Genomic DNA, 18,738 nt, shown 5'->3' on the forward strand with positions numbered 1-18,738 from the left:
AGTAGGTCTTGTTCGCCGCCGTGGTGCGCTGATTGGAGACGTTCGGCAGATGATGATCCGCGTGGGTTTCCGGGCACCGGCCGACGGTCCCGCAGGACGACCCGACGGTGCCGTGCCCGGTACCGAGCCGGCCTCGCGGCAGGTGGCCGCGTGGTCCCGCGGATATATCGAGCGGCATCCGGCGACCGCGCTCGCGACAGTGGGTAATCAATTCCTGCTCGGCGTACGGACGATTCAGTACCTGTTCGCGGATCTGGTGGCGGGCCGGCTGGCCTTCGGGGAAACCGTTCGCCAGTCCGCGTTCATGGCGTCGGCCGCCGTGGTGCCCACGATCTTCGTCTCGCTGCCGATCGGTGTCACCCTCTCCATTCAGTTCGGCTTGCTGGCCGGCCAGGTGGGTGCCACCTCGCTGGCGGGTGCGGCGAGCGGACTGGCGGTCATCAGGCAGGGCGCGCCCATGGTCGCGGCGCTGCTGATGGCGGCCGCCGTGGGCTCGGCCATCTGCGCCGACCTCGGCTCCCGCAAGATCCGCGAGGAGCTGGATGCCATGGAGATCATGGGCGTTTCGGTGGTCCGCCGGTTGGTGGTGCCGCGGTTCATCGCGGCCATTCTCATCGGGGTATCGCTCACCGGAGTGGTGTGCTTCGTGGGGTATGTCGCGGGCTTCATCTTCAACGTCGTGGCGCAAGGCGGCGCGCCCGGCAGCTTCGTGGCCACCTTCGCCTCCTTCGCGACCGTGAGCGATCTCGTGCTCACACTGATCAAGGCCGTGGTCTACGGCGCGATCGTCGCCGTGGTCGCCTGTGAGAAAGGTTTGAACACCCAGGGTGGGCCCGCCGGTGTGGCGAACGCGGTGAATTCCACCGTGGTCAGCTCGATTCTGCTGCTCATGATCGTCAATGTCGTTTTCACGCAGCTGTCCATGCTGTTGTTTCCCAGGCAGGGTCTGTAATGGCGTCACGGTATCACCCGGCCGGAACCCGCAGTCTGATAAAGGGTTCCACCGAGTTCGCGCGGGTGGTGGCCCGGCTCGGACATATGCTCACCTTCTTCTTCCGGGCGATTGCCGGGATTCCGGTGATGTTGCGGTATTACCGTGGCGAATTCACCCGTGTCCTCTCCGATATCGTCTGGGGAAATGGTTCGATAGTCGTCGGCGGCGGCACGGCCGGAGTGATCATCGTGCTCGGCGCCGCCGGTGGCGCCATCGTCGGGCTCGAGGGCTACAACGCGCTGCACCTACTGGGTATGGAGCCGGCCGTCGGGCTGATCTCGTCCACCGCCTCCACCCGTGAACTCGCACCCATCATGGCGTCGCTGGCCTTCGCATCGCAGGCCGGGTGCCGGTTCACCGCGCAACTCGGGGCCATGGGTATCGCCGAGGAGATCGACGCCATGGAGTCGATGGCCATTCGCTCGATCGCCTATTTGGTGAGCACCAGATTATTTGCCGCGGTGATCGCCATCGTCCCGCTCTTCCTGGTGTGTCTCGCGGTGAACTACATCGCCGTCGAAGTGGTGGTGGCAGCCTCCGGCGGCCTGTCGAGTGGTACCTATCAGCATTACTTCCAATTGGTTCTCACCGGCCCGGATATCGTCTACTCGCTGCTGAAGGCCGTGGTTTTCGTCGCGCTCACCACCACGGTCCAGTGCTACTACGGGTTCTATGCCGCCGGGGGCCCGCAGGGAGTCGGAATCGCTGCCGGCCGGGCAATGCGTGCCTCGATATCGGTGATGATCGTGGTGAATCTGCTGCTGACCGTCGCCTTCTGGGGTATTGGAACCAGCGCCCGGCTGGGTGGGTGAGGGGCGCCGATGCTGTTCGACAAAGACGGCCGCGGGCCGTCCCTGTTCTCCTTGGTCCTGCGCGGGATCCTGCTCATCGCGCTGGCGGTGCTCTTCGTCGGTGGGGTGCTCATGAAATCCGCCGGACGTTTCGACAGCCGCGCCGAAGTGGTGGCGCTGCTCGATCAGGTGGGTGACGGATTGCCACCGCGCTCGGACGTGAAATACCAGGGAGTGCTGGTGGGTACGGTCGCCGATGTGGCGCCGCCGGTGGACGGCGGGCCCACGCGGGTGCGGCTGGAACTGGACCCCCACCACCTCGCCGACATCCCCCGGACGGTGACCGTCCGGGTGGTGCCGAGCAACCTGTTCGCTGTGTCCTCGGTCCAGTTGGTCGACAACGGGCCCGCGCCGGGCCTGGTCCCCGGGACCGAGATAGTGCAGGACAGCAGCCTGTCGACGATCCAGTTCCAGACCGCGTTGACGAAACTGCGCGATATCGTGGCGGCGTCCGCCCGGATCGGCAGCAGTGACACCGTCGGCGTGCTCGCGGCGGTGGCCGGGGCCACCGACCGGCGGGGCGGCGATATTGTGCGGGCCGGTGCGCAACTGGACCGGATCACCAGGGAACTGTCGGCGCTCATCGCGCCGCCCGGTCAGCCCTCCACCCTGACCGCGCTGGCCGATTCCGTTCGCGGGCTCGCGAACACCGCACCGGAACTACTGGACGCCCTCAACCACGCCATCGCACCCTTGCGCACGGCCGTGGAGCAGGAAGACCGGTTGATCGCGCTGCTGACCGCGGGCGGGCAGACACTCACCCGGATCGGCAACGGATTCGACAACCACACCGACCAGCTGGTGACCATCACCGACCAATTCACTCCCGTGCTCGAGGTATTCGCCGCCGGCGGTCCCGCCTTCACGCCGATCGTCGGACGGATCAAACGGCTTTCGGATATCTGGTTCGCCGAGTTCTGGAACGAGCAGACCCAGATCGGGACGGGCAAATTCCAGATCCGCCTGTCACCGGACACCCCGTACACCCGCGCCGACTGCCCCCGCTACGGCGAACTCGCCGGACCCAGTTGCGCGACCGCGCCGGTCGAGCCCACCGTGGCGCCGCTCCCGCCGGTACTCGACCCGCGGTCCATGCCCCGGCCCGCCCTGCCACCGGAGGTGATGGCGGTGATCGACCGGGTGCTGCGCGGCGACGGGAACGCCGCCGAACTGGTGCTGTCGCACCTGCTCACCAACGGCCCCCCACCCGCTGGAGGTGCCCGATGACCGCTCGACGGACCATCGCCGGACTGAGCCTGTTCCTGGTGCTCGCGTTCGCCCTCATCTGGATGACCTTCGTAACACTGCATCGCGGGGTCGACGGGTCGACGAAATCCTACGAGGCGATCTTCACCGACGTCACCGGTTTGCGCGTCGGTGACGATGTGCGGATGGCCGGGATCCGGGTGGGACGCGTGGACGGGGTCGAACTGGACGGCACCCTGGCGCGCGTCCGCTTCCGCGTTCAATCCGATCAGCGCCTCTACGGTGATACGGCCGCCGCGATCACCTACCAGAACGTGATCGGCCAGCGATATCTCGGTTTGTCCCGGAAGGGCGAGGATTCCGCCGCGGAATTATCCGACGGGGCCGAGATCCCGGTGGACCGCACCGAACCGTCGTTCGATCTGTCCACCTTGCTCAACGGTTTCGAGCCGTTGTTCGGCGGGCTCGACCCCGCCCAGGTCGACAACCTCACCGGCGCGTTGATCAAGGCGCTGCAGGGTGACGCCGGTTCGCTGGCCGTACTCGTCCAGCAACTATCGATGCTCGCGCAGACGATCACGGGCCCCGACCAGGTTCTGGGTTCGGTGATCGCGAACCTGAATCAGGTGATCGGCGGTTTGGCGGCGCGCAGCGGCGATTTCAGCTCCTTGATCACCCGGACCCGGACGATCGTCGACGGCCTGGCCCGCCACCGCGACGAAATACTCACCACACTGACCGACACGTCGGTGGTCGCCGACCGGATGGCGACGGTGCTCGAGCAGGATCGGCCGGCGCTCGACGAGATGCTCGCGCGCGAACCGGGTTTCACCCGGCATTTCGAGGAGAACAAAGACCAGTTCGCCTACCTGGGCTTCAACATCCCGGCGCTGATGAAAGGAATGGCCCGGGCCGGCCAGGAGGGCCCGTATCTCAACGTGTATCTCTGCAATCTCGGTTTCACCGCGGTACCCGCGCTGTCGGATCTGATCCCGGCTGTTGTCGCGATGGCCACCCCCGGGGGAACCGCCCGGCAATCACCGATCTGTAGGTGAGCGGAATGACGAAATCATCGCTGCGAGTGCCACAACGGCTCCGGGCGCTGCGGCGCCGCCCGTTGGAAAGCTACGACAAACGAGCCCTGGGAGGGGTATCACTGCTGGTGTTGCTCGTGGTCCTGGTCGCCACGCTCGGCGTGAACGCGCTCGATCTCGGTGATCGCCGCTATACGGTGGAATTCGCGCAGGCGGCCGGGCTGAAGGTGGGGGACCGGGTCACGGTCGCGGGCGTGCAGGTCGGGACCGTCGCCGACCAGGAGCTCGCCGGTGATCGCGTGCTGGTCGATCTGGATATCGACCGCGGAGTGCGGCTCGGGGCCGAAACCATCGCCGCGATCAAACTGACCACATTGCTCGGCGCGCGCTATGTCGAACTACGCCCGGCAGGCGGCGGTGAACCCGCCGACGACCGCATCGATCTCGCGCACACCGAGGTTCCCTACGATTTGCAGCGCGCACTGGAGAACGCGACCACCACGTTCGAGGAGATCGACGCGGGACAGCTCGGCACCTCGCTGGACGCCCTGGCCGGTCAACTGGCGGGTGTGCCCGCCGTGCTGCCGGATATGTTGCGCAATATCCGGTCGCTGGCGACGATCCTCGGCAGTCGGCGCGATGAACTCGGTGCACTGCTGGCCGGTGTGCGTGACCTGACCAGCGTGGTGGCCGGGCAGCGTGACGATGTCGCCGCGATCGTGACGGTCGGTCGGGACCTGCTCCAGGACATCGACAACCGGCGCGGCGCGATCCAGGTGCTCATGAGCGCCACTGTGCGGCTCGTCGAGCAGATCCAGGGGATCGTGGGCAATCGCCCGAAGGTCGACGAACTGGTGCACGGGCTGCAAGGCCTGCTGGGCAGTCTGGCCCGGCACGACGACCTGCTGCGCAATACGCTCGAGATCCTGCCCGTTTCGGTGCGCAACCTGGCCAACGCCTCCGGCTCGGGTAATTCCGTCGATTTCAACGCGCCCGGTGGGGTGCTCGTCGACTCGTGGATGTGCGCGCTCAGCGGGCACGCCGACCAGGCCGCTCTGCCGCCCTACTTCCAGGACTGTGCATGAGAAAACTGATCACGGCGTTGCGTCTTCTCACCGTTCTCGCGCTGGGCGGCATCGCGGGCTGCGCCGGCGGGCCGCTGACCTCCGGCGATATCACCGTGGTCGCCCGGTTCGACAGCGGTGCCGGCCTGTACGTCGGCAATGCGGTAGCCGTGCTGGGTATGCCGGTCGGTGAGGTCACCGCCATCACGCCCACCGGCACCCATGTCGAGGTGACGATGCGGATCGATCGCGAGGTGCCGATTCCCGCCGACGCGACCGCCGTCACCCTGTCGACCTCGGTCCTCACCGACCGGCACGTCGAGTTCTCTCCGGCGTACCGCGGCGGCGACACCCTGCGCGACGGAGCCCGGCTGCCGATCGAGCGGACCCGCACCCCGGTGGGAATCGACCGGTTGATCTCCATGGCCGACCGGATGTCCGGGGACCTCGCGGGCGAAACGCCGGACGAGGGGCCCATCGCGCGACTGCTGTCGGTCGCCGCGGCGGCCACCAGTGGTAGCGGCGCCGATCTACGCGCCACGATGGACGAACTGTCGAAGGCTTTACGGCTCGGTGACGACGCGGGCGCGCAAACCCGCGATACCGTCACCCAACTGGTGGACGAGCTGTCGAAACTCCTCGCGGCGGCCGCCGCAAGCGATGCCCTCATCCGCGACTTCGGCGCGGCCTCGGGACAACTGGGCACGACACTCGCCGAACTCGGTATCGGTGCCGGAACCACCGGGGCCCAGATCAACCAGCTCATGCTGCAAGCCGAGGACCTGCTCACCACCAACCGCGCGGCACTACAGACGACGATGGCGGACGCGACCATCGTGACCCGGGCGCTGACCGACTACCGCACGCAGCTCGCCGAATTCCTCGACGTCACCCCACTGCTCCTCGACAACGGATACCGGGTGGTGGACCAGCAGAACGGCGGCGTGCGCATTCACGCGCTGCTCGACAAGGTGGCCTTCGACGGCCAGATGATCAAAGAGGTCTGCAATATCCTGGGCCTGCGCCAACTGGGTTGCAGCACCGGAACGTTGCAGGATTTCGGTCCCGATTTCGGGATCACCGACATGCTCGAAGCGATGACGAGGCTGCCCCGATGAGCGCACGCAGGCATCTGAAAGCCACCCTGGCATGTGCGATCGCACTGGCCACCACCACCGCATGCTCGGTGGGCCTGGAAGACATCCCGCTGACGCCGCGGGCCGGCGGCGAATCCGGCTATACGATCCACGCGAACTTCGCCAATGCGCTGAACCTTCCGGAGCAGGCGAAGGTCCGGCTGGCCGGTGCCGAGGTCGGTGCGGTTTCGGCGATGACGGTGCGCGATTACACGGCCGTTGTCACGCTGCGGATCCGGCCGGAAGTCCGGCTGCCGGTGGGTACCCGGGCGGAACTACGGACAGCCACACCGCTGGGTGACGTATTCGTCTCGCTCAGCGCACCGGCCGACGCCACACCAGCGACCGCGCCCCTGCACGACGGCGACAGCATCCCGGTGGAGTCCACCGCGGCGGCGGCGACGGTCGAGGAACTGCTGACCACCGCCTCGCTGCTCGTCAACGGTGGCGCCATCCGCAACCTCACCACCGTCGTCAACGGGATGGGCCGGGCCGTCGGCAATCGGGGCGACCGGGTCGACGCGCTGCTCGACCAGTCCACCCAGCTTGTCATCGCCCTGTCGGCGCGATCCGGCGAGATCCAGGTCGCGCTGCAGGAAACCGACCGGCTCGCCGCGCAATTGGCCGCGCAGCAGAGCACAATCCACGATTTCGTCACCGCTGCCGGACCCACCGCGGCGACCGTCGACCACAGCTCCCAGCAGGCCCTGGACCTGGTGCGCCAGATCGATCGGATCACCACCCAGCTCGGGAAGTTCCCGGTACTGCAGAGCGGGCCGACCGGGGGACTGATCGCCAACCTGAACCGTATCGCCGCCGAACTGAACAACGCGGCCACCAGCCCCGATGCCAGTCTAGCGGCCCTGAACGCCATGCTCGCCCCGATCATCAGGCTCACCAGCGGCACCTCCACCCACGGCAATGTCGATCTCGCGGATTTCGCGATAGGCGCCATGCCCGACCCCAACCATCAAGCCGATCCGGGCACCCACCTCCCGAACGCCGCCGATTGGCACGCGATGGTCGGCAGCCTGACCTACACCCTGTTCACCCTGCGCGACCGTGTGCTGGGGCCCCGATGAGCGCGCCCACCGGACAGTCCCGCTCGGCGGCCGTGGCCGACCTGCCGGCCCGGCTGCTCCTCGCGTCGGTGCGCTACGGTCGCGCGCACCGGCCGTTGCTGACCACGGTATCGCTGCTGGCGGTGCTCGCGTTCGGAGCGAGCTATCTGGTGTTCGGCGCGCTGGGCGTCGACCCCACCGCCTCCACCATCACCGTTCGGGTGCACCTCGCCCGATCCGGTGGTTTGCTGGCAGGGCAGGATGTGACGCTGCGCGGAGTACCGATCGGTCAGGTCCGCGCGGTGGATCCGGCCCGCGGCGGGGTGGTCGCCGTCGCCGAGATCGACGCGGACGTGCCGGTGCCCGATGACGGCCCTGTCGCCGTCACCAGCCTTTCCACCGCAGGCGAACAGTTCCTCGACTTCCGTCCCACCCGGCGTTCCGGCCCATTCCTCGCCGACGGCGCCGAGATCTCGCCCGACCGCACCACCACACCGGCCCCGCTGTGGCAGATGCTCGGACAGTTGGACGGCACGCTGGCACAAGTGGATTCGGCGCAGCTCGCCGCGGTGCTCGACGAACTCGGGGTAGGCCCGGAGGGACCACAGAAACTGCGCGACATCATCGACGGCGGTATCCTCCTGACCTCCACCCTGGATTCCGTCCTCCCGCAAACCGTCGGACTGTTGCGCGACAGCAAGATGCTGCTGACCACCCTCGCCGACGGTGCGGGCGGCCTCCAGCGCCTGGCCCACGCCACCTCCGCACTCATGGGCGGTGTGGAGGCCAAAACCGGCGGTTACGTCGAACTGCTCAACCGCGCCCCGGGCACGCTGGCCGCCATGGACACGGTGCTCTCGGACAACGCGAGCGTGGTCCCCGGGCTGCTGGCCAACCTGGGCTCGGTCGCGCAGCTGACCAATTCCCGGGTACCGGCGTTCCAGGAGTTCTTCTTCCCCACCCAACGCCAGGGATCGACGTTGGAAGCGATCGGCACCGTGATCCACGACGGCGGATTGTGGGGCCTGGTCAACCTGTACCCGCGGCCGAGCTGCGATTACGACCTGCCCCGCCACGCGCCGTCCCAGGCCGACTACCGGGAACCGTACCTGTACACCTTCTGCCCCGACAACGACCCATCCATCCTGGTCCGCGGTGCCGGTAACGCGCCCCGCCCACCCGGTGAGCGGGCACCGACCGGACCGCCACCCGGCGCCCCCGCCGATCGGACGGCGACTCCCGCACCCGTCGGCCCGATGTCCCTGCCCATCCCCCTGCCATTGACCGATCCGGGGACACCGGTTCCGGCGCCGCCTCGGTGACCACCAGCGAAAAGACCTCGAGGAGATGATCTGATGAGCACCACATCCGATATCGACGCCACGGCACGCGCGGCCGGTGACAAGCCGGAAGCCACCGGGCCCGCGGAGGTCGGGGCCGAGGCGACCCGGCAGGAGTCCACGAAGGGTTCCGTGCCGTCGAAGGACGCGGCGGACCCGGAGGGCTCGGGGCCGGTGCTCACGAAAGACTCCGAGAGGCCCGACGCTGAAACAGGCGCTGCCGCAACAGATCCCGCAGCCTCCGCGCCCGGGATCTCACGGTGGACCGTCCTGCGCATGGTCGCCGTGGCACTGATCCGCAAGTTCGCCGTCCCAGCCCTCATCATCCTGGCCGTCGCGGCACTCGCCTTCGCCGGATTCCTCGGCCGGCAACTGAAGAAGGAAAATGCTCTCGACTCCGCTGCCCACGCCGCCACCGACGCCGCCCGCACTTACGCTGTCACCCTGACCAGCGTCGACTCCAACAACCTCGACCACGATTTCACCGCGGTCCTCGACGGCGCCACCGGCGAATTCAAGGATATGTACACCCGCTCCAGCGGCCGGCTCCGCCAGCTACTCATGGACAACAAGGCGACCGGGGAAGGCACCGTTCTCGACGCCGCGGTCAAATCGGCCACTCCGACGAAGGTCGAGGTCCTGCTGTTCATCGACCAGACCGTCACCAACGCCGCCGCCCCCGACCCGCGGGTGGACCGCAGCCGCGTCGCGATGACAATGGAACTGGTCGACGGGCGCTGGCTCGCCTCCCGGGTCTACTTGCCCTGACCCATCGATGGCGGTCGAGCGGGCGAGGTGGGCGGGTGCGGGCAGTATCACCACGTCCGCTCCGGCGTTCCGCGCCTGGTCGGCTACGCACAGCACCGACCGCTCATCCGGCCATACGACGTGGTATCCGAGTCGCTTCGCGCGCCGCAGCACCTGCGCCCGGTCCCATTCGGGCGATGTGGCCGTGTCGTAGTCGACCCAGCCGAAGGCGATCGAATGGTTCATATTGTCGCGCCGGACAATCCCACCGGCGCCGCGGCACAGCCCGATGACTACCGCAAGACACCGACTCCAGGGTCCGGCGAACAGCAGCCGCAGGAGCCGGGAACCTCCCACACTGGGCTCCCCGATTCCGAAGAGCCGTTGCCCGGCAACGAATCCCGCGCGGCTGTCAGCGCACACGGCTAGACATCCCAGGTCGCGCGCTGGCCGAGCTACGCGGCCAGGGCTACCCGGTGCTGGATGCGGATGTGGGGCTCTCGCCGTTCGTCCGGACCCACATCGGCATCGACGGGCACTACAGCTTTCATCTACCCGATCTCGGTGGAACACACCGGCTGTTGCGTGATCCCGACTCTCGTGACGACGAATGAGGCATGTCTTCGAGGTGTCGGGCTGCGGGGACATGCCGGACGGTGTTTTCGGAGACGTGGGGATGCGGGACTGTACCGGACGGCGCCGACAGCGCTTCAGCGCCCGTGGCGTCGTTCGTAGGCCTCGCGTTCTGCGGCGTGTTTCTGGCGCTCTCGCGCATCGGCCAGTGCCGGGTCGAGTCCGTGCTTGGCGAGGCGGTGGCGGCGGTAGACGTACATGAGCGCGGTGGTGAAGTAGATCAATGGCAGGTACAGCAGCGCCATCATCGCCAGCCCCATCCACAGCGGTCCCGGAATGAGCAGGAACACGCACAGCGGTGCAATAATCGGTAGCAGGATCCGGAGATGGTAACGCCGCGCCGCGCCGGGGCCGGTGAGATCGTCGATCACCCACTGGTGCATCGACGGTGGCAGGGTCGCACCGGCGATGTAGCGCACGCGCTGGGTCGAGGTCGGCGTGGCCGGTTCACCACTCATCGAATTCCTCCGACCGGTTCGGGAAGCTCGCGCCGGGCGTGGGCAATCGCGTCGACAGTGTTCCCGAAGACCGCCTCCTCGCCCGCAGCGGGCAGCGCACCGATCGCGGCGAGACGGCGGAGGTGATCGGCGCGGAGCCCGGACATGAGCACGGTGATGTGGTGGTGTTCGAGCTTGCGGATGGCGTCTTTGAGGACGAGGGCGCCGGTGGTGTCGAGGGCGGTGATGCGGGACATGCGCAGGATGACGACTTTCACGTCGGAGACGTCGGCCAGTTCGAGCAGGAACCGGTGCGCGGCAGCGAAGAACAGCGGGCCCTCGATCCGGTAGGCGACGATGTGGTCGCGCAGCAGGTCGTGTTCTTCGGTGAGGTGATCTCCCTCGTCGAGGGGGACCTGGTCCAGGCGGGCTTCGCGGGCCACCGAGCGCAGGGCCAGCAGGACCGCGATCCCGACACCAATAGCGACAGCAGTGACCAGGTCGAAGGCGACAGTGGCGGCGAAGGTGATCACCATGATCGCGGTGTCACCGCGGGAGGCGCGGGCAATCGCGGCCAGGGACGCGGTTTCGACCATCCGCACTGTGGTGGCCAGCAGCACACCGGCGAGGGCGGCCAGCGGTATCTGGGCGACCAGTGGTGCGGCGAGGTAGAGCAGGGCGGCCAGAATGACTGCGTGGGTGAGGGCGGCGAGGCGGGTGCGGGCGCCGGAGCGGACGCTGACGGCGGTGCGGGCGATCGCGCCGGTGGCGGGGACGCCACCGAACAGTGGTGCGGCGATATTGGCCAGGCCCTGGCCGAACAGTTCGCGATCGGGATTGTGGCGGGTGCCCACCGACATCGAATCCGCGGCGGTGGCCGACAGCAGTGATTCCAAGGCGGCGAGCGCGGCAACAGCCAGTGCGGGCGCAATCAGCGAGGCTAGCTGGCCGGGATCGAGGAACCCGAGGGAGGGCGCGGGCAGCCCCGCGGGCAGGGCCCCGATACGGGTGAGGTCGAGCCCGGCGAGTCCGGCCACAGCGGTGGCGACCGCGACCGCTAGGAGCGCGAAAGGCAGTTTGGGCAGGTAGCGGCCACCGATCAGCACGGCGGCAGCGACCAGCAGGGCGGTGATCGGCGGGGCAGGGTCGGGGTGGTCGAGGTAGCGGCCGACCGCGTCGGAAGCCAGCTGCCACATCTTCTCGCCCTCGGCCTCGCCGACACCGAGGGCAGACGGGAACTGCTGCAACGCGATCACCACCGCGATACCGGCGGTGAATCCCTCGATCACCGGCGCCGGCATATAGCGGACCGCGCGACCGACACCGGCCGCAGCGAGAACAATCAGCACCACACCGGCCATCAATCCGACGGCGAGGACGCCGGGACCGCCGTGTTCGGCCACGATCGGCAGCAACACCACGGTCATAGCTCCGGTGGGACCGGACACCTGGAACCGGGAGCCACCGAACACCGCGGCCACCACACCGGCGATGATCGCGGTGGCCAGACCCGCAGCGGCGCCGAGGCCAGAACTGATCCCGAAACCGAGTGCCAACGGCAGCGCGACCAGCGCGACGATGACACCGGCGAGCAGGTCCGGGCCCGGGCGGCGCAGCGCCTGCGTCCAGTCCGCCCGAGTGGGCAGCAGCGCACGCAGAGTCACGACGCACCCGCGGCGGTGGTGGCGGGGCGGGCCGGGGTGTGGGCCAGGCGGTTCTTCAGCGCGGCGAGCTGATCACACAGCGGCCCAGGGAGCGTGTCGGCGCCGATGCCGGCATACCAGTCCTCGATGGAGACGACCTCGTCGGCCCATTCCTCGTGGTGGACTTCGAGCGCGGCCCGTGCCGAGCGTTTGCCGGCTTCGGAGAATCCGGACAGGTCCAGCGAGCTCGGCACCGGGACATAGCCGATCGCGGTGGCGTCGGCTGCCGCGGTGCCCTCGATCCGTTCCAGCGCCCATTTCAGCACGCGCACGTTGTCACCGAATCCCGGCCACAGGAACCGCCCGTCGGCGTCGCGGCGGAACCAGTTGACCTGGAAGATCTTCGGCAGCTTGCCCGGGTCCGCTGTTTCGCCGAGGCGCAGCCAGTGCGCGAAGTAGTCACCGACGTGATATCCGAGAAACGGCAGCATCGCCATCGGGTCCCGACGCACCACACCGACCTGCCCCGCAGCGGCGGCAGTGGTTTCCGAAGACAGCACCGAGGCGATGAACACCCCGTGAGTCCAGTCGAAGGATTCGGCAATCAACGGGATCGTGGTGGCGCGGCGACCGCCGAAGAAGATCGCCGACAGCGGCACCCCGGCCGGGTCGTCCCATTCCGGGGCCACCGACGGGCACTGCTCGATCGGGGTGCAATACCGCGAGTTCGGGTGCGCGGCCGGCCCGGTCGTGGTCTCTGGGGTCCAGTCGTTGCCATGCCAATCGGTGAGATGCTCCGGTGGGGTGTCGGTGAGTCCTTCCCACCACACATCCCCGTCATCGGTGAGAGCGGTGTTGGTGAAGATCGAATTGCCCTGCTCGATGGTGGCGATCGCGTTCGGGTTGGTCTTCGCCCCGGTGCCCGGGGCGACACCGAAGAACCCGGCCTCCGGGTTCACCGCATACAACCGGCCGTCAGGACCGAACCGCAACCAGGCGATATCATCGCCGACCGTTTCGGCCCTCCAGCCCGCCAAGGCGGGTTCGAGCATGGCGAGGTTGGTTTTGCCGCAGGAGGACGGAAACGCCGCCGCCACATAATGGGTACGGCCCTGCGGGGAAGTGAGTTTGAGGATCAGCATGTGTTCGGCCAGCCACCCCTCGTCGCGGGCCAGAACCGAGGCGATCCGCAGCGCGAAGCACTTCTTGCCCAGCAGGGCGTTGCCGCCGTAGCCGGAGCCGTAACTCCAGATGGTCCGGTCTTCGGGGAAATGCGCAATATATTTCGTGTGGTCACACGGCCACGCCACATCCGCCTGCCCCGGGCTCAGCGGCGCACCGACCGAGTGCAGACACCGGACGAATTCCGCGTCGTCGCCGAGCTTGTTCCACACCGGGGCTCCCGAGCGAGTCATGATCTGCATCGACACCGCCACGTACTCCGAATCAGTGATCTGCACACCATATTTCGGGTCCTCGGCATCGAGTGGACCCATGCAGAACGCGATCACATACATGGTGCGCCCGGCCATCGCGCCGCGATAGTGCTCGGTCATCACCGTGCACATATCGACCGGATCGACCCAGTTGTTCGTCGGTCCCGCATCCCGCTTGTCTCGTGAGCAGATGAAGGTGCGGTCCTCCACCCGCGCCACATCCTCGGGATCAGAGACACACCAGAACGAGTTCGGCTTCCCCGACAACGCCACAAAGGTGCCCTTGTCCACCAAGCGAGCGGTCAACCGATCCCACTCCTGGCGCGACCCATCGCACCACACCACATCCTCGGGCGCGGTCAGATCGGCGACCTCGGCCACCCACGCCGAGACCTGCGCATGATCAGTGTGCGCGGCCACCGGCGCCATCGCCGGCGCGGGCATGTGATCGGTATCCACCACTGTCTCCTCCGTGAACAACTAGATGACTATGTAGGAAAATATGCAAACAGCAACCCCGCGACTCTCCCCACCCGATACGCGCCGCGAGGATCGCCGAGAGCCCGAACCGTCAGGCGGGCTGTTCCAGAACCTCCGCCTGACCCGCCACCACCCCGGTCAGGATGGCCCGCGCCGCGGTCAGCAGCTGCGCCACCTGCGGCGAGGTCAGCTCATAGGTCACCGACAAACCCTCCCGGCGACTGGTGATCAACCCCGCCCGCCGCAAAACTGCCAGCTGTTGCGACAAATTCGCCGCCTCGACATCGATATCGGCCAGCATCTCCGACACCGCATGCTCCCGCTGACTGAGCAACTCCAGCACCCGAATCCGCACCGGATGCCCCAACGTCTTGAAGAACTCCGCCTTCATCTGATACAAGGGCCTGCTCGATCCCGGCATCTTCCCGCCTTTCGGCCAACCTGCTATTTGCATAGATTAGCAAGCAGATAACCTGCCGGGTCCGCCACAACCCGCATCGAGTCGTATCTCACATCGTGGGCACCGTCTCGCTGCCACAGAGTGCGCTGGGAGTACCCCCACACGGTGATACCCACGACCTGCCGCCGCTGGCATCCGACAGATCCAAGCGAATCCGTCACGGAGAAGAGGTCCGCGTCGCCACCGCCGACCTGCAGACACTCGTGCAGTGGATCCCCTCAATGCAGAAACGCATCGACAAACTTGCGGTCCTTACCGACCCCCCGCCCCGGTGAACAGGACTTCGAAAATCACTGAAGGCGACTTCGAAACCTGACAGCTGCGCTGCCCGGCCGGAGTGGTGGGTACACCGCTGTTCTGGGTCGTCATCGACTGTCTCGTAATCTGGTGACAACCTGGAGCCCGCAGCGCTCGGTCATCCTGCGCATGGTGGCATCGCGGGTGATGCCCGCGTAGCCGATGCCTTGGGCGCCGCCGGTGACCACGGCGACCCGGTCCGCGAGAATGGTGTTCCTTATCGTTGCGATCAGTACTGGGTCGCGCCGAGGTCGACCGGGATCTGCGCGGCGGTGACGTAGCGGGAATCGTCCCCGGCCAGCCAGGACACAGCATCGGCCACATCGTCGGCTTCGGCCACCCAGGCCGGCAGCAGCGGGGTGATCATATGGGCGAGCTGCGGATTGGTCTCGGTGGCGGCAGTGAGGGCGGAGATCATATCGCCGCCGCCCATCGGTGTGGCCACGGCGCCGGGGTGCAGGCTGTTCACCCGGATATTGTGTTTGCCGAGTTCGGCGGCCAGCGCCCGGGCCATCCCGGTGACGGCGTGTTTGCTCGCGGTGTAATGCACCATGAACGGCTGCATTTTCATGCCCGCGGCGGAGCTGATCAGGATGATGGAGCCGCCGCGACCGCCGTCGACGATGTGGTGTGCGCCGGCGGAGACGGTGTTCCAGGTGCCGGTGACATTGATATCGATGACATCCCGCCACGATTCGGAGGTGATCGCCTCCCAGGTCTCGGGGACGCAGATACCGGCATTGGCCACGATGATGTCGAGGCGGCCGAGGGCTTCGACGCCCGCGTCCACCGCCGTGCGCAAACCGGCGGCGTCCCGGGTGTCGACGGCGGAGGCGATGATCTTGCGGCCGGTCGCCTCGACCAGTCGGACGGTCTCCGCGAGAACCTCCGGGGTCGCGGAATCGTACGGGACCGCCGCGGGGAGCGGCCCCGCGATATCGACGGCGATGATATCGGCGCCCTCGGTCGCCAAACGGACAGCGTGCGCGCGGCCTTGACCCCGTGCTGCCCCGGTGATGAAGGCTACTTTGCCTCGAAGTCGGCTCGTCACGTGTTTTCCTAACTCTCGTCGGGCGGATGCCCGGCACCGCGCGCACGGCCGCTCCGACTGCGCGGGTTCGGGGAGGAGCCGACCGGAAATAGATATCGTAGTCAATATCGTAAGTGCAACGGTATCGCGGCAAAAGGTCGCGTTCGCTAGGTCGGGCTTCGGGTTGCGGTACGGCCGGGTGGAATTCGCGAACTGGTCCGGGGCATGCTCGGTCGGTGTTACTGTTGCTATTACTGGATATATCTCTGTCCGGATATCGCCCCGCCGGGCCGCGCGGCGGCGAGCTCGGGCCGATCGCGAGTGAGGAGTATCGATGTCGCAGGTCGTCGGGTTTGTCGGAGCCGGCCGGATGGGGGAGCCGATGGTGCACCGGCTGGTCGCCGCGGGCTACCGGGTGCAGGTGTACGCCCGGCGTGACCCGGTGCGGGAACGGCTACGGGCCGGTGGGGCGACGGTGGTCGATTCCGCCGCCGAGGCCGCGTCGTCGGCCGATCTCGTGATCGCCTGCCTGTTCTCCGACGCTCAGCTCGTCGAGGTCCTCGCCGGGCCCGGCGGGGTGCTCGCCGCGGCGCCGCGGGACGCGGTCGTCGTCTCGCATACCACCGGGACGGTGAGCACCGTGACCGATCTGGTCGCCGGCCATCCCGGCGGCCCGACGCTGCTGGACGGGCCGGTGAGCGGTTCGGCCGACGATATCGCCGCCGGAAAGCTCACCGTACTGCTCGGTGGCGCCGCGGCGGCGGTCGCGCGGGCCCGGCCGGTGCTCGAATCGTATGCGAGCACCGTGATCGCGACCGGTGCGCTCGGCACCGCGTTGAGCGTCAAGCTGGTGAACAACGCCCTGTTCGCGGCGAACGCCCAGATGGCCGCCGCCGCGGTGGAAGTGGGCAGCCGCCTCGGTATCGGGGAGCAGCAGCTGCTGGCCGCCTTGGCGGTATCCAGCGGCCGGAGCTTCGCGGCCGGTTCGATCGGCCGGACCGGCGGGCTGGTGACGTTCGAACAGGTGGTGGCCCCCTTCCTGCGCAAGGATGTGGCGGCCTGCCGGGCGGCCACGGCCGATCTGGGAATCGATATCGGCCCGCTCGGCGCCGTGATCGACGGTGGTCCCCTGGACCTTGGCTGAGCGCGGCTGACAGTGCGTACGTCAACCCTTCATCACCGCCCGGCCGGCGGGAGTCACCTCGGAGCGTGTCGATGAACAGCAGTACCCCGGAGGTATCCGTGGCGGGGGCCGAGACCGTACCGGCGGCCGAACGCCGCGATCCGGCCGCGATGCTGGCGGGACAGCGGCAGGCGTTTCTGCGCGAGGGCCCGCCGAGTGCGGCGGTCCGCCGGGACCGCATCGACCGGTTGGTCGCCATGGTCCTGGACAACACCGATGCCTACGTCGACGCGCTCGTCGCGGACTTCGGGACCCGCTCCCGGACCGGCACCCTGTTCGCCGAGATCATGGGCATGCTCTCGGCCATCGAATACGTCCGCTCCCAGCTCACCCGCTGGATGCGACCGCGGCGACCGGACCGGGCGGCCCGCCTGTACGGAATCCGCGCGGAGGTCCGGCCGTCCCCGCTCGGGGTGGTCGGGATCGTCGGCCCCTGGAATTTCCCGCTCAACCTGGTGATCCTGCCCGCCGCGACCGCGTTCGCCGCCGGCAACCGGGTGATGATCAAGATGTCGGAGATCACCGCGCACACCGCGGAACTCACCCGGAGGCTGGCGGAGCAGTACTTCGACGAATCCGAGCTGGCGGTGGTCACCGGCGGGCCGGAGGTAGGCGCGGCCTTCGCCGAACTGCCGTTCGACCACTTGTTCTTCACCGGCTCCACTCGGGTCGGCCGGCTCGTGCAGCGCGCCGCGGCGCAGAATCTGGTGCCGGTGACGCTGGAGCTCGGCGGAAAGAACCCGGTGGTCATCTCCGCCGACGCCGATCTCACCCGGGCGGCGGAGCGGATCGCCCGGGCGCGGATGGTCAACGGCGGGCAGGTCTGCGTCTGCCCGGATTACGTGCTGGTGCCGCAGGACCGGATGGATCCCTTTGTCGACGCCCTGGCCGGAGCCTGGCGGCGGATGTTCCCCGAAATACTCGGCAACGCCGACTACACCGCCGTGGTGAATACGGCGAACTACGAGCGCATCATCGGGCTGATAGACGATGCCCGCGCGCGCGGCGCCCGCGTCGAGCCGATCGCACCCGCGGCCGAGACCTTGCCCGACCCGGCCCTGCGCAAGATCGCGCCGACGATCGTGCGGGAGGTGACCGACGAGATGGCCATCGCCTCGGAAGAAGTATTCGGCCCGGTCCTGTCCGTGCTGCCCTACCGGGAACTGAACGAGGTCGTCGACTACATCAACCGGCGGCCCGCGCCGCTGGTCGCGTACTGGTACGGGCCGGATCGGGCCGATTTCCGCACGTTCGTGGCGAATACCCGCAGCGGCGGTGTGGCCCGCAACGAATTCGCCATCCAGATGTTCCCCGACGACGCACCGTTCGGTGGCGTCGGCGAAAGCGGGATGGGGGCTTATCACGGTAAGGCCGGATTCGACACCTTCAGTCACCACCGCACGGTGGTCGGCACCGATCTGCCCGTACCGATCACCAGCTTGGCCGCACCACCATTCGGCCGGTGGACCGAGCGTTTCATCGGTCTCGCACTACGCCATGCGCGCCGACGCGTCCACCGTCGGCTGCGCACAGCTCCGGTCCCGTCGACGACGGACGACCCCACCGCATCGGCTACCCACCCTCTCGCGACACCCACCACCGACGGCCAGTTCACGCCGCCCGCCGCACCTCCGGTGGCCGAGCCCGCTACAGGCAGCCCGGCCAGTAATCCCCGGGCGTGATCCCGCCAGCGCGCACCAGACGAA

The 18,738-nt window shown here is 67.9% G+C and carries 17 protein-coding genes; 12 read left to right on the forward strand and 5 right to left on the reverse strand.

All coding sequences use genetic code 11. The features are described from left to right. Positions 1-49 precede the first annotated feature (49 nt). The 10 genes from IG75_RS0101770 (at position 50) to IG75_RS0101820 (ending at position 10,047) form a co-directional block, all read left to right on the forward strand. On the forward strand, positions 50-952 hold the full coding sequence (locus IG75_RS0101770; RefSeq protein ID WP_245713123.1) for an MlaE family ABC transporter permease: 903 nt from the start codon (positions 50-52) through the stop codon (positions 950-952). Next, a complete protein-coding gene (locus IG75_RS0101775) occupies positions 952-1,806 on the forward strand; it encodes an ABC transporter permease (RefSeq protein ID WP_030519345.1) in 855 nt (284 codons plus the stop codon). Before IG75_RS0101770 ends, IG75_RS0101775 begins: the two co-directional genes overlap by 1 nt. A gap of 9 nt (positions 1,807-1,815) precedes the next feature. Continuing rightward, a complete protein-coding gene (locus IG75_RS0101780) occupies positions 1,816-3,072 on the forward strand; it encodes an MlaD family protein (RefSeq protein WP_030519346.1) in 1,257 nt (418 codons plus the stop codon). Next, entirely contained in the window at positions 3,069-4,106 is a 1,038-nt protein-coding gene (locus IG75_RS0101785; RefSeq protein WP_030519347.1) for an MCE family protein, read from the forward strand. The genes IG75_RS0101780 and IG75_RS0101785 overlap by 4 nt, the downstream gene beginning before the upstream one ends. 5 nt (positions 4,107-4,111) lie before the next feature. Beyond that, positions 4,112-5,170, forward strand: a complete 1,059-nt coding sequence (locus tag IG75_RS0101790) for an MCE family protein (RefSeq protein WP_063834079.1) — start codon at positions 4,112-4,114, stop codon at positions 5,168-5,170. Further along, positions 5,167-6,267 carry an MlaD family protein gene (locus IG75_RS0101795; protein ID WP_030519349.1) on the forward strand — a complete coding sequence of 367 codons (1,101 nt, stop codon included), beginning with the start codon at positions 5,167-5,169 and terminating at the stop codon, positions 6,265-6,267. The genes IG75_RS0101790 and IG75_RS0101795 overlap by 4 nt, the downstream gene beginning before the upstream one ends. After that, positions 6,264-7,367, forward strand: a complete 1,104-nt coding sequence (locus tag IG75_RS0101800; RefSeq protein ID WP_030519350.1) for an MlaD family protein — start codon at positions 6,264-6,266, stop codon at positions 7,365-7,367. Before IG75_RS0101795 ends, IG75_RS0101800 begins: the two co-directional genes overlap by 4 nt. Further along, on the forward strand, positions 7,364-8,668 hold the full coding sequence (locus IG75_RS0101805) for an MlaD family protein (protein ID WP_051714101.1): 1,305 nt from the start codon (positions 7,364-7,366) through the stop codon (positions 8,666-8,668). Before IG75_RS0101800 ends, IG75_RS0101805 begins: the two co-directional genes overlap by 4 nt. 33 nt (positions 8,669-8,701) lie before the next feature. Further along, positions 8,702-9,454, forward strand: a complete 753-nt coding sequence (locus IG75_RS0101810) for a hypothetical protein (protein ID WP_156058582.1) — start codon at positions 8,702-8,704, stop codon at positions 9,452-9,454. Between the two features lie 455 nt (positions 9,455-9,909). Then, positions 9,910-10,047 (forward strand): hypothetical protein, encoded by a 138-nt coding sequence (locus IG75_RS0101820; protein ID WP_156058584.1) that lies wholly within the window; start codon positions 9,910-9,912, stop codon positions 10,045-10,047. A gap of 96 nt (positions 10,048-10,143) precedes the next feature. Here the strand turns inward: IG75_RS0101820 and IG75_RS0101825 are convergent, their stop codons facing one another. From IG75_RS0101825 to IG75_RS0101845, 5 genes are all read right to left on the reverse strand, one after another. Continuing rightward, the gene (locus tag IG75_RS0101825) at positions 10,144-10,524 is read right to left on the reverse strand and encodes a DUF5313 family protein (RefSeq protein WP_030519355.1); all 381 of its coding nucleotides are present in this window, start codon (positions 10,522-10,524) and stop codon (positions 10,144-10,146) included. Further along, positions 10,521-12,167, reverse strand: a complete 1,647-nt coding sequence (locus IG75_RS0101830; protein ID WP_373863726.1) for a SulP family inorganic anion transporter — start codon at positions 12,165-12,167, stop codon at positions 10,521-10,523. The genes IG75_RS0101825 and IG75_RS0101830 overlap by 4 nt, the downstream gene beginning before the upstream one ends. Then, positions 12,164-14,011, reverse strand: a complete 1,848-nt coding sequence (locus IG75_RS0101835) for a phosphoenolpyruvate carboxykinase (GTP) (RefSeq protein WP_373863732.1) — start codon at positions 14,009-14,011, stop codon at positions 12,164-12,166. Before IG75_RS0101835 ends, IG75_RS0101830 begins: the two co-directional genes overlap by 4 nt. Positions 14,012-14,153: 142 nt before the next feature. Further along, a complete protein-coding gene (locus tag IG75_RS0101840; protein ID WP_030519358.1) occupies positions 14,154-14,483 on the reverse strand; it encodes an ArsR/SmtB family transcription factor in 330 nt (109 codons plus the stop codon). 565 nt (positions 14,484-15,048) lie between these two features. Next, positions 15,049-15,870 carry a mycofactocin-coupled SDR family oxidoreductase gene (locus tag IG75_RS0101845; protein ID WP_030519359.1) on the reverse strand — a complete coding sequence of 274 codons (822 nt, stop codon included), beginning with the start codon at positions 15,868-15,870 and terminating at the stop codon, positions 15,049-15,051. A 313-nt stretch (positions 15,871-16,183) separates the two neighbouring features. Here IG75_RS0101845 and IG75_RS0101850 point away from each other — a divergent pair, with 313 nt between their 5' ends. Both IG75_RS0101850 and IG75_RS0101855 read left to right on the forward strand, forming a co-directional pair. Beyond that, positions 16,184-16,993 (forward strand): NAD(P)-dependent oxidoreductase, encoded by an 810-nt coding sequence (locus IG75_RS0101850; protein ID WP_030519360.1) that lies wholly within the window; start codon positions 16,184-16,186, stop codon positions 16,991-16,993. A 149-nt stretch (positions 16,994-17,142) separates the two neighbouring features. Further along, on the forward strand, positions 17,143-18,714 hold the full coding sequence (locus IG75_RS0101855; RefSeq protein ID WP_245713138.1) for a coniferyl aldehyde dehydrogenase: 1,572 nt from the start codon (positions 17,143-17,145) through the stop codon (positions 18,712-18,714). Positions 18,715-18,738: the final 24 nt, after the last annotated feature.

It is taken from the genome of Nocardia rhamnosiphila NBRC 108938 (genome assembly GCF_000720425.1).
Taxonomy (GTDB): Bacteria; Actinomycetota; Actinomycetes; order Mycobacteriales; family Mycobacteriaceae; genus Nocardia; species Nocardia rhamnosiphila.

Excerpts from the sequence above, each read along its gene's own strand:
- IG75_RS0101770 (WP_245713123.1), top strand. The coding sequence starts at position 50 with ATGATGATCCGCGTGGGTTTCCGGGCACCGGCCGACGGTCCCGCAGGA.
- IG75_RS0101775 (WP_030519345.1), top strand. The coding sequence starts at position 952 with ATGGCGTCACGGTATCACCCGGCCGGAACCCGCAGTCTGATAAAGGGT.
- IG75_RS0101780 (WP_030519346.1), top strand. The coding sequence starts at position 1,816 with ATGCTGTTCGACAAAGACGGCCGCGGGCCGTCCCTGTTCTCCTTGGTC.
- IG75_RS0101785 (WP_030519347.1), top strand. The coding sequence starts at position 3,069 with ATGACCGCTCGACGGACCATCGCCGGACTGAGCCTGTTCCTGGTGCTC.
- IG75_RS0101790 (WP_063834079.1), top strand. The coding sequence starts at position 4,112 with ATGACGAAATCATCGCTGCGAGTGCCACAACGGCTCCGGGCGCTGCGG.
- IG75_RS0101795 (WP_030519349.1), top strand. The coding sequence starts at position 5,167 with ATGAGAAAACTGATCACGGCGTTGCGTCTTCTCACCGTTCTCGCGCTG.
- IG75_RS0101800 (WP_030519350.1), top strand. The coding sequence starts at position 6,264 with ATGAGCGCACGCAGGCATCTGAAAGCCACCCTGGCATGTGCGATCGCA.
- IG75_RS0101805 (WP_051714101.1), top strand. The coding sequence starts at position 7,364 with ATGAGCGCGCCCACCGGACAGTCCCGCTCGGCGGCCGTGGCCGACCTG.
- IG75_RS0101810 (WP_156058582.1), top strand. The coding sequence starts at position 8,702 with ATGAGCACCACATCCGATATCGACGCCACGGCACGCGCGGCCGGTGAC.
- IG75_RS0101825 (WP_030519355.1), bottom strand. The coding sequence starts at position 10,524 with ATGAGTGGTGAACCGGCCACGCCGACCTCGACCCAGCGCGTGCGCTAC.
- IG75_RS0101835 (WP_373863732.1), bottom strand. The coding sequence starts at position 14,011 with ATGGCGCCGGTGGCCGCGCACACTGATCATGCGCAGGTCTCGGCGTGG.
- IG75_RS0101840 (WP_030519358.1), bottom strand. The coding sequence starts at position 14,483 with ATGCCGGGATCGAGCAGGCCCTTGTATCAGATGAAGGCGGAGTTCTTC.
- IG75_RS0101850 (WP_030519360.1), top strand. The coding sequence starts at position 16,184 with ATGTCGCAGGTCGTCGGGTTTGTCGGAGCCGGCCGGATGGGGGAGCCG.
- IG75_RS0101855 (WP_245713138.1), top strand. The coding sequence starts at position 17,143 with ATGCTGGCGGGACAGCGGCAGGCGTTTCTGCGCGAGGGCCCGCCGAGT.